This window comes from Rheinheimera pacifica (assembly GCF_024809855.1).
Classification (GTDB): domain Bacteria; phylum Pseudomonadota; class Gammaproteobacteria; order Enterobacterales; family Alteromonadaceae; genus Alishewanella; species Alishewanella pacifica_A.
Genome location: NZ_JANUEM010000001.1, coordinates 595,962 through 610,521, shown reverse-complemented (window position 1 = coordinate 610,521; position 14,560 = coordinate 595,962). Strand labels below are relative to the sequence as shown.

General features: G+C 49.3%; 11 protein-coding genes and 1 tRNA gene. 4 read left to right on the top strand and 8 right to left on the bottom strand.

Going from position 1 to position 14,560, the window contains the following annotated elements; all coding sequences use genetic code 11:
• Positions 1 to 111 precede the first annotated feature (111 nt).
• The 5 genes from M2404_RS02755 to M2404_RS02735 form a co-directional block, all read right to left on the bottom strand.
• Positions 112 to 1,503, bottom strand: a complete 1,392-nt coding sequence (locus tag M2404_RS02755) for a Tle-like phospholipase domain-containing protein (protein ID WP_259238169.1) — start codon at positions 1,501 to 1,503, stop codon at positions 112 to 114.
• A gap of 99 nt (positions 1,504 to 1,602) precedes the next feature.
• Positions 1,603 to 2,364, bottom strand: coding sequence for a substrate-binding periplasmic protein (locus tag M2404_RS02750; protein WP_259238167.1), 762 nt, complete (start codon positions 2,362 to 2,364; stop codon positions 1,603 to 1,605).
• Positions 2,365 to 2,495: 131 nt separating this feature from the next.
• A tRNA-Leu gene (locus M2404_RS02745) sits at positions 2,496 to 2,582 on the bottom strand.
• A 163-nt stretch (positions 2,583 to 2,745) separates the two neighbouring features.
• On the bottom strand, positions 2,746 to 4,347 hold the full coding sequence (locus M2404_RS02740; protein ID WP_259238165.1) for a cell envelope integrity protein TolA: 1,602 nt from the start codon (positions 4,345 to 4,347) through the stop codon (positions 2,746 to 2,748).
• Positions 4,344 to 4,925, bottom strand: a complete 582-nt coding sequence (locus tag M2404_RS02735) for a hypothetical protein (protein ID WP_259238164.1) — start codon at positions 4,923 to 4,925, stop codon at positions 4,344 to 4,346. The genes M2404_RS02740 and M2404_RS02735 overlap by 4 nt, the downstream gene beginning before the upstream one ends.
• Positions 4,926 to 5,281: 356 nt before the next feature.
• Between M2404_RS02735 and M2404_RS02730 the strand changes: the two genes are divergently transcribed.
• Positions 5,282 to 5,779 (top strand): RDD family protein, encoded by a 498-nt coding sequence (locus M2404_RS02730; RefSeq protein WP_259238163.1) that lies wholly within the window; start codon positions 5,282 to 5,284, stop codon positions 5,777 to 5,779.
• Positions 5,780 to 5,963: 184 nt separating this feature from the next.
• Here M2404_RS02730 and lptG read toward each other — a convergent pair whose 3' ends face one another.
• Positions 5,964 to 7,031: an LPS export ABC transporter permease LptG gene (lptG, locus tag M2404_RS02725; protein WP_259238162.1), complete on the bottom strand. Its 1,068-nt coding sequence runs from the start codon at positions 7,029 to 7,031 to the stop codon at positions 5,964 to 5,966.
• A gap of 1 nt (position 7,032) precedes the next feature.
• On the bottom strand, positions 7,033 to 8,136 hold the full coding sequence (gene lptF / locus M2404_RS02720) for an LPS export ABC transporter permease LptF (RefSeq protein ID WP_259238161.1): 1,104 nt from the start codon (positions 8,134 to 8,136) through the stop codon (positions 7,033 to 7,035).
• A gap of 183 nt (positions 8,137 to 8,319) precedes the next feature.
• Between lptF and pepA the strand changes: the two genes are divergently transcribed.
• The 3 genes from pepA to M2404_RS02705 are packed head-to-tail and all read left to right on the top strand — an operon-like array spanning position 8,320 to position 13,156.
• Complete coding sequence (gene pepA / locus M2404_RS02715; protein WP_068233569.1) at positions 8,320 to 9,828, top strand: leucyl aminopeptidase; 1,509 nt, start codon at positions 8,320 to 8,322, stop codon at positions 9,826 to 9,828.
• Positions 9,828 to 10,286 carry a DNA polymerase III subunit chi gene (locus M2404_RS02710; protein WP_259238158.1) on the top strand — a complete coding sequence of 153 codons (459 nt, stop codon included), beginning with the start codon at positions 9,828 to 9,830 and terminating at the stop codon, positions 10,284 to 10,286. Before pepA ends, M2404_RS02710 begins: the two co-directional genes overlap by 1 nt.
• A 14-nt stretch (positions 10,287 to 10,300) precedes the next feature.
• Positions 10,301 to 13,156 (top strand): valine--tRNA ligase, encoded by a 2,856-nt coding sequence (locus M2404_RS02705; RefSeq protein WP_259238157.1) that lies wholly within the window; start codon positions 10,301 to 10,303, stop codon positions 13,154 to 13,156.
• Between the two features lie 67 nt (positions 13,157 to 13,223).
• Here M2404_RS02705 and M2404_RS02700 read toward each other — a convergent pair whose 3' ends face one another.
• Positions 13,224 to 14,468: a serine hydrolase domain-containing protein gene (locus M2404_RS02700; protein ID WP_259238156.1), complete on the bottom strand. Its 1,245-nt coding sequence runs from the start codon at positions 14,466 to 14,468 to the stop codon at positions 13,224 to 13,226.
• Positions 14,469 to 14,560: the final 92 nt, after the last annotated feature.

Here is a 14,560-nt window from a genome sequence, read left to right as displayed (position 1 = left end):
TTCCTTCTGACTTGCAGCTGCTAAGCAGGCCAACAAGCATCATAATTAAAACGGGAAGCAGCTTATGCCCGGCTGACAATAATATTTTTAAACTAGCCATACTAAGCCTTTTTAAATACCGCCGAGTGTTTGAATGTCTTCATCTTTTTGCGCTTCAATACCTTCAACCACCTGATCCATACCGTGGCGAGTGATTGGGTTACCGCCCTGTACGCTAGGTAAATCTAACATAGTACCGCTTGCTTTAGGCAATGTACTAAAGGCAGCTAATCCAATTGCTGTAAGCATACCTGCTACCGGCCCCCCCATAGCTGTTGCAGCTCCGGCCAATACGGCTTTTGTGCCAAGGCTTTGAGCCATCGTTAATACCTCGCCTTTTACCGCTTGCGTAGTGATGAGCTTAGATACCTCCGCCAAAGAAAGGCCATTCTGCCTACCGGCGGTTTTAGGATGTAACCCTGCCGAATTAAAGGTATATCCCGGTTGTCCGGTTACGGCTACTCCTGAAGAGGCCAGGCCTCCCCCCAAAGAGTGGCCGACGATTGAAAAGTCATTCCCAATAGTTTGTCGTATGCCACGGGCTAAATCCATCGCCTGATTATATTGTTCGGTCTGCAGTCCATTGCCTTGCTTAAGGTTAGTTAGCCAATCTTCTTTACCTGTTACCGCATTATTAGTGCCCCGGTAAGTCAGCATGGTTTCGCCGCTGATCTCAGATCTGAATAAGGCTGCGCCAAATCCGGTTTGTGTATTGGTAAAATCGGCTTGAGTCAGACCTATCTCTTCCGGGCTGACAATTGTTAGACCAACCGGTGGGCTTGGTAATACATCCAAAGCGCCGCGATTAAACTCATCCACCTTATAAACGTACTGCGCAGCCTCTGCACGCAAAATATTGTCGTTATTAAGGCTAAGCCTGTCATGAGCCTGTTTTAACGATGGAATACCAGCGGTGTTGCCCAATAACAATTGCCGTTGTTGATAGCGTAACTGACGGGCTTGAACGTCACTTAGCTCGGCCAGCGCTAAGGCAGCAGGGCTATGACTGGCAATTTTTGCTGCAGTTGATCCTTCCGCTGCGACACCACCACCGGGTTTATTGCCTTTACCTGCCGGTGTTGCATTGCTACTGGCAGCCGGGGCTGAGCCTCCGTCGCCTATACCGTTGTCTGCTGGTGGTTTGCTCCAGCCCTCGGTCAGTTGCCATACCCACATTTTGCGTTCAGCAAACAGGCTTAGCAGGCTGTCGCGCAGCTGAAAGTCGGTATATTTGGTTAAGTTATGTTCCCATGGCCTGGCATGCTGGTACATCTCGCCCCATACACGGCGTAAGTCCCAGTGGGGGGCTAAGTCATGTAAAAAGTAGCTGCCGTATATCCTGTCCTGTACTTTCCACAGGTAATCCTGCCCTAAATCTGAATAGGCCAGCAAGCTGTTGCTGCATAAATAGGTATTACCCCATTTATCTTCCAATACTACGCCGCTGTATTGTTTGTCCAGCATCCTGCCACCTTACTTTGCTGTGAAAACAGCAGATTATATAAACAATAAATTTACAATTGATTAATTGTTTCAAATTGATGCAAAAATGTCAATTAAAGTTTATTTTTTGCTGTCAGGGAGAGGGAGCAGGTTATCAATAATTTGCTGATACTGGCCCGATTGGCGTAACTGCTGCAAGCCGTTATTAAACCGTTGTATCAGCATTTCTGAGCGTGGGTCTTTTTTCGATAACAGCAGGTACATGGGCCGTTGCTCCAGCGCTGGTGTCATCCAGTCCAATTGCCCGGCGTATTGTGGTAATTTTTCGTCAACTAGATAAAGGCCGTTAAGTTTGTCTGCCGGCACTAAATCAACCCGGCCGCGCGCCAGCATTTGAAGCGCCTGCTCGTCGGTTGCTACCTGCACAGCGGTAATACCGCTTTCCAGTAAACCTGGCAAATGCAGGTAGCCCTGCACTACAGCTATACGTAATTTTTGCTGCGCCAAGTCTGCATAATCACGGTAGCTGACTGTGATATCCTTATGTTTAAAAAATACTATTTGGTTTGCATACAAAGGCTGGGAGTAATAAAAGTGCTCAGCGCGTTTATCGTCATACCAGGCCGCTATCAAGCCAATATAATTTGCCTGCTGGCTTTCGCGGTAGGCGCGGGCAAATGGCATAAAATCAATCTCTATACCGATCCCCTGCAGTAAAAATGCCTGGCGGATTATTTCACTTACTGCACCTTGTTGCGGCAGATCTTCCGCATAATGCGGGTAATAATTGCTACTCGACAACCACACTGTGTCAGTCTGGGCTGGCAGGGGGTTACAAAATACTGCAACCAATAGCAGTAATGTAATATAACACCGGTTCATCGGGCACCTGGATACGCATTTGAGTAAACAAGTGTGGCACAGAGTGATAAAAATGCTAACAGAAGTTGCGCAGTAGCTACTGTGAATACAGAACTGATAAGTGTATAAATGAGGTAAGCTATTGATATATTTGGTGCCTAGGGTCGGACTCGAACCGACACGGAGTTTCCCCCGGCGGATTTTGAATCCGCTGCGTCTACCGATTTCGCCACCCAGGCATTGAGGGATATTTTGAGGTAAACGCCTGCATTATACGATCCGTTTCTGGTAGCGCAAGCGAATTTATCCGTCTGGCTTTCAGTTGGACAAAAATGCAGCAATGGTCATATCTTACCGCTACTGGTTATGGTCCGGCGTATTTCTTTTACTAGGCTATATCTGTTAGCTGCAACCTGTTACCTCCAGAGTTTCAACTATTACCTCTTCGTCTTTGCAGGATAACCTCTGCGGCATAAGTGATTCAGCAGATAAACAACCTAAACCCATACCGGTAAAGTTATACTGTGTACTTCGTAAACCGGCCCCGCGTGGCGTGCCGGGGCAACGGGCTTCGTATTGAACTGAAATACACGAAGAATAGTGAGAGATTATTTTTGGTAATGGGTTAGGCGGGCGATCACCAATTAATCGGTAAGGTTGTTCTTTGCCGTCGCATTGTTTAGCACCTAAACGAATACTGCGCTTATATGCGGCTAAATAACCGGCCCATGCTTGCTTTTTCTCCTGTTCGGCACGTTCCGCTGCAAGCCGCTGCTCCTCGGCTCGTTGTTTAGCCTCCTGTTCACGCTGCATACGGGCCTGATCGGCTAACCGTTGCTGCTCTGCACGGGCAGCTTCTGCCTGCTGCTTAACTTCCTGTTCGCGTCGGACACGGGCTTGTTCAGCAATCTTTTGCTGGTCAGCCTGCGCCTGTGCTGTGCGCTCAGCCCGTGCTTGATCAAAACCCGCCTGGGTTGACTGCGTTGCCATACCAGACACATAGCTATGCATACCAATTTGCTGTGCTGCCTGCAGTGCTGCTTCATTATCACGATGCAGGCGTTGCAACGTGGCTGCATCATTAGTATTGGCTATTTGCAGGTTGCGGTAGGCAATACCATCTGCAAGTTGCCGTGCTAAGGCTTCACGCCCGGCCTGATCTTGCGCTGCTTTTGCTTTCTGTTGGGCTTCTTGTTGCTGGCGTGCGATTTCAGCCTGTGAATTTGCCTGAGCATTCAGCTCATTGATATATGCTTGTTGCTCTACCTGCTGCGCATTGTAATTCGCCATTTCTGCATTTAATGTATTGTGAAACTCCGGGCTCGCCGCAACTTCCAGTGCAGCGCCAGCAACCTCACCTACGCCTTTGAATACGGCGATAGTTCCTTCTACTGTTGCCACAAAACCGTTTGCAAGTGCAACGCCAACTGTGCAGCCTAAATTGGAACCGCCTCCCAGAGTTTGCTGAATGTCATTTGCCATAGTGGTGGCTTGGGCGGCAAATGCGGCTTCTCCGTGCATTTTACGGAGTTCCAGCAGCAAATATTTTAAATTACCGGCCATAGCGGCATCAAAATTGTTGTTACTGCCACTAACTGGCGCTTGAGTAGTAATTTCAATCCGGTTAACTTCGCGCTCGCCATCAAGAAAATGATAGGTTAGTGCTAACGTGCCGGGCGTTGTTTTGCAACCGTCACTGTTGGTTTCACCACTCAGATAAGTGCGTTCAATTTGTAGCCGTAATCGCGGTGCACTGGTGGTCTGGAAGTAGTTTGCAGCTCTCAGGGTGGCTCGCAGATCAGCCATATATTCTAGCCATTCGTCGCCGGTGCTGTCTTTAAATTCAACAACACCTAAGCGATACTGCAGAAATGGCTCGGCCGTTCTTACGCTTTGAGTCCACTTATCTGCCGGTTGATAACGGCCTGCATAAACCTGTGCCGGTATACTCAACAGGGCAAGGCAGGTTGTAATGCGCAGTAAATTAACGGTGAGGTGGCTCATTCAAACGACCCTTGTTCAATCCATAAGCTGAGCACGCTGTCATGGGCTTCTGTCCGGGCTTTAAGTCTGGCAGCATCGGCACGACTTAGTGTAGATGAGATTGACACCAACCCCATTGCTTCATCCCATTGTGCTGGAGTATCAATGGCATGCAGGCGTTCCTGCCCTTGCCATAGCTCGTAGTGCATTCTGGAGCGATAGGTAAAAATAGCTGGCACTATACCCAGCGTAAATATGACTGCGTTAACGCCTAATGCACCTGCCCAGTCGCCGGTAATATCTTCGGCAGCACTTTCAGTTATGGTGATACGAAAGTTGGCAGTATTGTTAGTAACAGGCGTGAAACCATAACTTTGTAGCATTTCGTTGATTTCGCGCAGGCGCTCATTATGCAGTTTTGCCGATTCCTCAGCAGTCAGCTCTGTATCAGGAGGTAGAGTGTATTCAACAAAGATTGTCGCGTTGGCGCCATGAAACCCTGACGTATCTGCTTTACCTAATTTCGCCGGAGAGGCACAGCCAAATAACAAAACGACTATTAATAGCCATAATGATGTCGTTTTGATCAGCGAAGCCATATTTCCACCTCTGAGTTTAAGAGTACAAAACCTGATTCAATGAAATCTTACCTAGATGTTGAAAGATAAGAAAGGATGCCAGCGAAAAATATCAATTAATATTATGAGGGTTTCTATAGAGCTACGCTGGCTTCCTAATGAAATAGAAGGGGGGAGTGTGCTTGCTATCCTTTTAATGTTTAACCGTTTCCGTTTCAATATTGTGCCCAATAAAGATAATTCTTATATAAAACAGGTAAATTCGTATTGAAGCAATGTATACCACTCCTGGTAGAAAAGCCGCCAGAGTTGGCTGCGGCTTCGAAAAATAGCTGCTGCATGGTATACTTGCGCAGTTTTAATTATCGGACGACGTTATGTTTGCTAATGCACCCCGCGCGGGCTTAATTCGCCGTATGGCGGCTATTATGTATGACTGGCTAATTCTGGCTGCACTGTGGATGGCGGCCATGGCGTTGGCGTTGTTGCTGGTGGCACTGTTAAACAGCGTTGGCGTAATTTCGCTGGCTAACTATACCGATCATGCCGATTTTATTACCCGGCATAAAATCTGGTTTCAGTTGTACTCGGTATTCTGGTTTTTCTGGTTTTATCTGTATTTCTGGTACAAAGGTGGCCAAACTCTGGGGATGCGGGCCTGGCGTTTGTTTCTGGTACAACAGGATGGTGCAGCTATCAGTTTTAAACAGGGGCTGGTACGTGCTGTTACGGCGTTGTTGGGGCTGGGTAATTTCTGGCTTTGGTTGCGCTGGGGTAAAGGCCTGGCGTTGCAGGATCAGCTTAGTAATACCCAGGTAATAGTACTGACCAAAGAGCAAAGTAAACTGCTAAACCTGCATAAGGCAGCGAGGTAAAACATAACAACCAGATTGTACACGCCAACACGCCGTAAATATGTCCCTATAGGCTCGATTATAAACTTCATCCATGAAGTTTATCCTACGGACCAGCACAGCTGTTCAAATTCGCTCCCGGTGAATTTGTCAGCATCCATGCCTTCAACGGTTGGCTTAGCACAATCTGGTTTATTTCTGCGCGTTAGACTTTCTTTCGCATAAAATACACCGATAGCCCGATAAACAGCAGGCTGGGCACCATGGCGCCGGCCAGTGGTGGCAACTGATACACCAGCGCTACCGGCCCAAACACTTCGTTGCTCATATAAAACGCAAAGCCGGTAAGAATACCCATCAACACTCTTGCTGCCATGGTTACGCTTCTTAACGGGCCGAAAATAAACGACAACGCCATTAGTAACATTGCGGCTATGGTCAGGGGTTGCAGAGCTTTACGCCAGAATGCCAGTTCATAGCGGCTGGATTCCTGCGCGTTTTGCTGCAGATAGTCTACGTAATCATTCAAACCGGTTAGTGAGAGCATTTCCGGTTTTATGGTAACTACGCTGAGTTTGTCCGGGGTTAATGATGAGCGCCAGCTTTGCTGTGCTGCCAGCTGCTTTAATATTCTGTCGGCAGTAAAATCCTGCCGTACTACGTGTTGTAACTGCCAGGCATCACTACGATATACCGCACTATCTGCGCTAACGATAGACACCAGCTTAAGATCGGTATCAAACTGATAAATTATTACATCGGTCAGGTTGCCAAGATCATCTACCTTGCCGATATTGACAAACTGATCACCGTCTTTGGCCCATATCCCTTGTTGTGCAGCAAACAGATTACCGTCTGAAATCGCTTTAGTGCGCAGTTCACGGGCGGCGCGATCGCTTATTGGTGCCCCCCATTCGGCTACTGCCATTACAATAAGCATCATGATAACAGCGGTTTTCATTACCGAACTAATAATATTAAAACGCGATAAACCGGCGGCTTGCATAACCACCAGCTCGCTGTTGCTAGCCAGCATGCCAAGGCCAATTAAACCGCCTATTAGCGCTGCCATCGGAAAAAAAGTGACCAAATCACCAGGCACACTGTAAAGCGTATACAGCGCGGCGTGTACCATGTCGTAGTACCCCCGGCCGACAGAGCGCATCTGATCGATAAACTTAAACATGGCCGAAATAACCAACAACACACTTAATGCCAGCATTGTGGTGGTTAAAATAGTACGGCCGATATAGATATCAATAATTTTCAGCATGTTAAGTTCTACCCGCTAACCAGGCTTGAAAACGTTGTGCGCTGGAACGGTGGCGCATAATCAACACTACCCCTACTAGCAGGGCACTGAAGTGCAGCCACCACATACCCAAGGCAGGCGGGATTTTGCCATCTTCCAGTGCTGAGCGGGCGATAATCAGTAAAGAGTAATACCCCAGATACAGCAGCAAGGCCGGTAGTAAGCGGCCAAACTTACCCTGACGCGGGTTAACCCGGCTTAACGGTACTGCGATTAACGCCAGCAGCGGAATAGATAACGGAATGGCAATACGCCAGTGCCACTCAGCGAGGGCTTCGTTGCTGTCCATGCCATATAGCTCGGAGGTTGGCAGGCTGCCAAGTTTGCGTCTGCGTTGTTCTACTTCCTGCTCGCGGATCTGTATCAGGTAGCGGTCAAATTCAGTAATTTCAAAGGCCGGGGATTTCACGTCACCGGCATAACGGCGGCCTTGTTCAAGCTGCATTGTCTGGGCACCACTGATATCTTCCTTAACATTACCTGACATGGCATACACAATAGAATGACCGCCCTGAGTGTCGCGGGCATTATTTTGCGCCACAAATACTTTTTGCAATTCGCCATTGTCACGGCTGATGCTTTGGACAAAGATCACCGCATTTTCGTTTGAGGTATGCTGAAACCGTCCGGGAACCAAAGAGATAAGCCCGGCATTGGCATCAGCTTTTTCTAACAAGCGGTATTCCTGCTCGGTAGCCCAGGGGCTTAGATATAACGTCACTGAGCCTGCGGCTATGGCCAGTATCAGCGACAATAATAATGTAAGGCGGGTAACATACCATTCGCTTACGCCGGTGGCGTGCAGCACGGTCATTTCACTGTCAGCATATACGCGGCCATAGGCTACCAATATGCCAACAAAGGCACTGAGTGGCAGAATAATCACGGCCAGTTGCGGCAACTTCAGCGCAACGATGCTCATAACCAGTTGCCCGGGAAGTTCACCTTCAGAAGCATCGGCCAGAATTTTGACAAAGCGCTGGCTAATGATAATGGTCATCAGAATGACAAATACCGCCAGCTGTGACTTAAATACCTCAGCTAACAGGTAACGAAAAATGATCAAAACGCCCCCTAAAAACCTGCCTTTTTGCTGGAACCCTAGCGATTTTTCAGTAAACTTGATATTTATAGCAATTATTATCGACCAAACGGCTTAGAAAACCGAGCTTTTTTATAAATTCACGGTAGAATTTGGCCATATATGTGCAGGTTATGTTAGCACAGTCTATTAGAATCAGGAGTTAGTATGGAGTTCAGCGTAAAAAGCGGAAGTCCGGAAAAACAACGCAGTGCATGCATTGTGGTTGGCGTGTATGAGCCTCGCCGTCTTTCCGCCGTAGCAGAACAACTGGATAAAATCAGTGAAGGATATATCAGCAACTTACTGCGCCGCGGCGATTTGGAAGGTAAACCAGGCCAGATGTTGTTACTGCACCATGTGCCTAACGTACTGAGCGAGCGCGTATTATTAGTTGGCTGCGGTAAAGAGCGTGAGCTGGACGAGCGCCAGTACCGGCAGATTATTGCCAAAACCATCAGCACGCTGAACGAAACCGGTTCAATGGAAGCGGTGTGCTTTTTATCTGAATTGCATGTAAAGGGCCGCGACACATACTGGAAAGTGCGTCATGCGGTAGAAACCACGCAAGACTGCCTGTACGTATTTGATCGCTTAAAAAGCAAAAAAGATGAAACCCGCCGCCCACTGCGTAAAATTGTGTTTAATGTGCCGACCCGGCGCGACTTAACCATCGGCGAAAAAGCAGTAGAGCATGGCTTAGCCATCGCTGCTGGTATCAAACAATGTAAAGACGTTGGCAATATGCCGCCGAATATCTGCACGCCGCAATATCTGGCCGATCAGGCGCTGTTGCTGGCTGAAAGTTCAGCCAAAATCAGCGTTGACGTATTAGGCCCCGAAGAGCTGGCGGCACATGGTATGAACTCTTACCTGGCCGTTGGTCGTGGTTCAGTGAATGGCCCGCGTATGGCGGTTATTAAGTACAACGGCGCCGGCAATGACAGCGCGCCGGTAGTACTGGTAGGTAAAGGCTTAACTTTCGACTCCGGCGGCATTAGCTTAAAGCCTGGCGATGGTATGGACGAAATGAAATACGACATGTGTGGCGCCGCCTCTGTACTGGGTACCATGCATGCGGTGGTCAATTTAAACCTGCCGATTAATATCGTCGCTGTGTTGGCTGGCGCCGAGAACATGCCGGACGCCAACGCCTACCGGCCGGGTGATATTTTAACCACGATGTCGGGCCAAACGGTGGAAGTATTAAACACCGATGCTGAGGGCCGCTTAGTGTTGTGCGATGCGTTAACCTATGTTGAGCGTTTTGATCCGGAGCTGGTAATCGACGTAGCCACTTTAACCGGCGCTTGCGTTATCGCGTTGGGTAAACATGCTACCGGCTTGCTGAGTAACCATAACCCGCTGGCGCATGAAATTTTAAATGCCTCAGAGCAAAGTGGTGACCGCGCCTGGCGCCTGCCGCTGTGGGATGATTACCAGGACCAACTGGAAAGCCCCTTTGCCGATTTCAGTAACTTAGGTGGCCGCGCCGCTGGCACTATTACTGCCGCCTGCTTTTTATCGCGCTTTACCCGCAAATATAACTGGGCACACCTGGATATTGCCGGTACCGCCTGGCGCAGTGGTGGCAAAGATAAAGGCAGCACCGGCCGGCCAGTGCCTTTGCTCACTCAGTTTTTAATTAACCGGGTTGGCCAGCAACAGGATCATTAATGCAAGTTAGCTTTTATCTGCTAAGCGACACGCCAGCAGAAGATCAAGCAAGACAAAATGAGCTGAGCACCACGCCAGCTCATTTTACTTTAGCTTGCCAGCTTTGTGCCGACTTGTACCGCGCCAAGCAACGGGTTTTCGTTTATACTGCCAGCCAGCAACAGGCCGAAGCATTTGACGAACTGCTGTGGCAGTTTGATGCCGAGCGTTTTGTGCCGCATAACTTAAGCGGCGAAGGCCCGAAATACGGCGCGCCGGTAGAAATAAGCTGGCAGGCGCCACGGCAAAACCGCCAGGTGCTGATTAATTTAGCCACAGAAATTCCGGCTTTTGCCAACCGCTTTAGCCAAATCATCGAATTTGTTCCCGCCGCTGAGCAACTCAAAGCCCAGGCGCGGGAGCGTTTTAAGCAATATCGTCAGTTGGGCGTTAACCCGCAAACCGTTAATGCCAACTGAGCACAGGTACTATCATGGAAAAAACGTTTAACCCCAGTGAAATAGAACAGGCAATGTATAACGCCTGGCAGGCTAAAGGCTACTTTGCGCCGCATGGTGACGAGAGCAACGGTAACTACTGCATTATGATCCCGCCGCCAAATGTTACCGGCAGCCTGCATATGGGCCATGCCTTTCAGCAAACCATTATGGATGCCTTAACCCGTTACCAGCGCATGCAGGGTAAAAACACCCTGTGGCAGGTAGGTACCGACCATGCCGGTATTGCTACCCAAATGGTAGTAGAGCGTAAACTGGCCGCTGAAGGCTTACCTGGCCGCCATCAACTGGGGCGCGAGGCTTTTATTGAAAAAGTCTGGCAGTGGAAAGAAGAATCCGGCGGTACTATTACCTCGCAAATGCGCCGTTTAGGTAACTCGGTAGACTGGCAGCGCGAACGTTTTACCATGGATGCAGGCTTATCCAATGCGGTGCAGGAAGTGTTCGTTCGCCTGTATGAAGATGATTTAATTTACCGTGGCAAACGTCTGGTAAACTGGGATCCGAAACTACACACCGCCATCTCCGACCTGGAAGTGGAAAACAAAGAGCAAAAAGGCCAGATGTGGCACCTGCGCTATCCGTTGGCCGATGGTGCAGTAACGGCCGACGGAAAAAATTATCTGGTTGTCGCCACCACCAGGCCGGAAACTATGCTGGGTGATACCGGTGTAGCGGTAAACCCGGAAGATGAACGCTATAAAGCGCTGATTGGCAAAGAAATCCTTCTGCCACTGGTAAACCGCCGTATTCCTGTGGTGGCCGATGAACACGCCGATATGGAGAAAGGCACCGGCTGCGTCAAAATTACCCCGGCCCATGATTTTAACGACTATGAGGTAGGCAAGCGCCATCAGCTGCCAATGATTAACGTGATGACACCAGACGCCACTATCCGCAGCGAGGGGGAAGGCTTTCATGCCAATGGCGAATTAAACCCGGCGCTGATTGGTGTTATTCCGGCTGAGTATCAGGGGCTGGACCGCTATGCCGCACGTAAAGCTATTGTCGCTGCCTTTGATGCGGCCGGTTTGCTGGAAAAAGTAGAAGATCACAACAACACCCTGCCATACGGTGACCGTAGCGGCGTGGTAATTGAACCCTTGCTCACCGATCAATGGTATGTACGGGTTGCACCACTAGCGAAAACTGCTACTGAAGCAGTAGAAAGCGGCCAGATTGAATTTGTGCCCAAGCAGTACGAAAACATGTACTACAGCTGGATGCGCGACATTCAGGATTGGTGTATATCGCGTCAGCTATGGTGGGGCCACCGTATTCCGGCCTGGTACGATCAAAACGGCAAAGTATACGTTGGCCGCGATGAAGCCGAAGTGCGCGCCAAACATCAGTTAGCCGACAGCATTACGCTAAAGCAGGATGATGACGTATTAGACACTTGGTTCAGCTCGGCGTTGTGGACCTTTTCTACCCTGGGCTGGCCGGACGATACCGAGGCACTGCGCACTTTCCACCCTACCAATGTGCTGGTAACCGGCTTTGACATTATTTTCTTCTGGGTAGCCAGAATGATCATGATGACCATGCACTTTATTAAAGATAAAGACGGCAAGCCGCAGGTACCGTTTAAAACTGTCTATGTTACCGGGCTTATCCGCGATGAAAACGGGGATAAGATGTCAAAATCCAAGGGCAACGTGGTTGACCCGCTGGATATGATCGACGGCATCACGCTGGACGAGTTACTGGCCAAACGTACCAGTAATATGATGCAGCCCAAAGATGCTGAGAAAATTGCCGAGCGTACCCGCAAGCAATTCCCTGAAGGTATCAGCGCCAGCGGTACCGATGCGCTGCGCTTTACCTTAGCCGCACTGGCCTCTACCGGCCGGGATATTAACTGGGATATGAAGCGCTTAGAGGGCTACCGCAACTTCTGCAATAAACTGTGGAACGCCAGCCGCTATGTGTTGATGAATACTGAAGGCCAGGACTGCGGCTTTAACGGCGGCGACATGCAGTTATCGCTGGCCGACAAGTGGATATTGGCGCAGTACCAGCAAACGGTTAAACAAGTGCGGCAGTATTTTGATACCTATCGCTTCGATTTAGCTGCCACCGCCTTGTACGAATTTACCTGGAATCAATTCTGTGACTGGTATTTAGAGCTGACCAAGCCGGTACTGTTTAAAGGCAACGCCGCCCAGCAACGCGCAACACGCCATACACTGGTTACTGTGTTAGAAAGCCTGCTGCGCTTAATGCACCCAATCATACCGTTTATTACCGAAACCATCTGGCAATCGGTAAAACCGCTGGCCAATATCACCGCTGACAGCATTATGCTGCAAGCTTATCCGCAGGTAGATGACAGCCTGGTGGATGCTACGGCAACGAATGATCTGGAATGGTTAAAAGCCGTGATCACCGCCATTCGTAACGTGCGCGGTGAGATGAATATTGCACCGGGTAAGCCGCTTAGCATATTGCTGCGTAACCTAAACAGCGAAGAGCAGCGCCGTTTAACTGAAAACGAAAGCTTTCTGATGAACCTGGCCAAGCTGGAGCAAATCACTGTGCTGTCTGCAGATGCGCCAGCCCCAACCTGCGCCACGCAGTTAATAGGTAGCATGGACTTACTTATTCCAATGGCCGGTTTAATTGATAAAGACGCCGAACTAAGCCGCATTGCCAAACAGCTGGAGAAAACTCAACAAGAGTTGGCCCGTGTGGCTGGCAAGCTTAGCAATGAAGGCTTTGTGGCGAAAGCACCGGAAGTGGTACTGGAAAAAGAGCGCGCCAAACAAGCGGAGCTGGAGCAGGCAGTGGTTAAGCTGCAGGCCCAACAAGCCGAGATTGCGGCGCTTTAAGCTAAGCGAGTTTTTGTAGTGCAGGCGGCCTGATGGCCGCCTTTTTTATTAATATCACATACCAGCACTATAGCTGCGGAACTAGCCAGTCTGGCGCTATCTGCTGCAAAAACGGCCGGGTGATACGTGCTGCCTGCCCGGCAAAATCACAGTAGTTTTCTTTTACTGTATTAGCGTTCATCGCAACCACTAGTTGTAGTTCCGGATACAGTACCAGCCAGCTTTGGGCACCATCAGACACGCCACCATGATGGACAAAACTAATGGTTCTACTCAGTGGGTCCTGCTTGTTACAGAATAAGTAATCCTGTGAGAAGTGTCGCCAGCCCAAGGCATAAAATTGTTGATTAACTTCGCCGTTGCTGAGTTTTTGCGGCGTCCAGAATTCTTGTTGTATTGCTGCAGGAATGAAATCCGCATCAAACCAGGCAGAGCCCAATCGGGCCAGATCAGCAGAGCTGGCGATTAAGCCGCCACCAGCCCATTTCTGGCTTAAGTTTACTGGCCAATGTAGTTTGGCATAACCATCGTGGTTAAAATAAAAACTTACCCGGTTCGGTAAAAGCTGGCCAGTGTAATCAGCAGACAATGAACTCAGTTGTAGTGGCTCACTAACTTCTTGTTGCAGATATTGCAAAAATGGCTGTTGTACAGCACTTTGTAGCACAGCACTGGCCAGATTAACGTCAAAAGAGCTGTAGTGAAAGTTTGTACCGGGACTAAACAGCAACTCACTTTCGTCAAACAGTGCCAGAGAATCTGTTACATCAGAGAAATGACGTTGCTTCAGTAGTGTCCTGATAGCACCGATTCTGTCAGTATTTTCCTCATAACCCGGCAACCCTGCGGTATGCGACATCAGCTGTCGTAAGGTAAAGTTTTGCCATGCCGGATTAGGTAGCTCCGGCATGTAGCGGCTAATTGGACTATCAAGATCAATGTCTCCGGCAGCGACCGCTATGGCTAATGCTGTTGCTGTAACCGCTTTTGACGTACTGCCGATGCGAAACTGACTTTGCACAGTCACCGCAGTTTGGCTGGCTAGATCGGCATAACCTGCAGCACCAGCCCAAACCAACTGTCCACGCCAGGCAACTGCTGCCGTTACTGCCGGTAACTGCTGCTGTTGCTGGGCCTGCACCAGTTCAGCCATAGCTTGCTCAGCGGCAGTACGAAAGTCTTGCTGATACACCTCACTTTGTTGCGGCACTGTTTCAGGCAAGGCTAGCCAGCCTGAAAACCAGTAACCCGCGATCGCTAATCCGGCAACGAGTAGCAGGCCGAAGAAACTTATCAGTATTTTTTTCATCATTGAAGCTCCAAAATTATGCTGTGATCCCTGATTGCAGGCAAAGCTTCGCCTGCAGGCCTAAACGGCCCGGGTTATCAATTAATGTGCTGGAA

Coding starts and splice junctions, on each gene's coding strand:
- M2404_RS02755 (WP_259238169.1), bottom strand. CDS start 1,503: ATGCTGGACAAACAATACAGCGGCGTAGTATTGGAAGATAAATGGGGT.
- M2404_RS02750 (WP_259238167.1), bottom strand. CDS start 2,364: ATGAACCGGTGTTATATTACATTACTGCTATTGGTTGCAGTATTTTGT.
- M2404_RS02740 (WP_259238165.1), bottom strand. CDS start 4,347: ATGAGCCACCTCACCGTTAATTTACTGCGCATTACAACCTGCCTTGCC.
- M2404_RS02735 (WP_259238164.1), bottom strand. CDS start 4,925: ATGGCTTCGCTGATCAAAACGACATCATTATGGCTATTAATAGTCGTT.
- M2404_RS02730 (WP_259238163.1), top strand. CDS start 5,282: ATGTTTGCTAATGCACCCCGCGCGGGCTTAATTCGCCGTATGGCGGCT.
- lptG (WP_259238162.1), bottom strand. CDS start 7,031: ATGCTGAAAATTATTGATATCTATATCGGCCGTACTATTTTAACCACC.
- pepA (WP_068233569.1), top strand. CDS start 8,320: ATGGAGTTCAGCGTAAAAAGCGGAAGTCCGGAAAAACAACGCAGTGCA.
- M2404_RS02710 (WP_259238158.1), top strand. CDS start 9,828: ATGCAAGTTAGCTTTTATCTGCTAAGCGACACGCCAGCAGAAGATCAA.
- M2404_RS02705 (WP_259238157.1), top strand. CDS start 10,301: ATGGAAAAAACGTTTAACCCCAGTGAAATAGAACAGGCAATGTATAAC.
- M2404_RS02700 (WP_259238156.1), bottom strand. CDS start 14,468: ATGATGAAAAAAATACTGATAAGTTTCTTCGGCCTGCTACTCGTTGCC.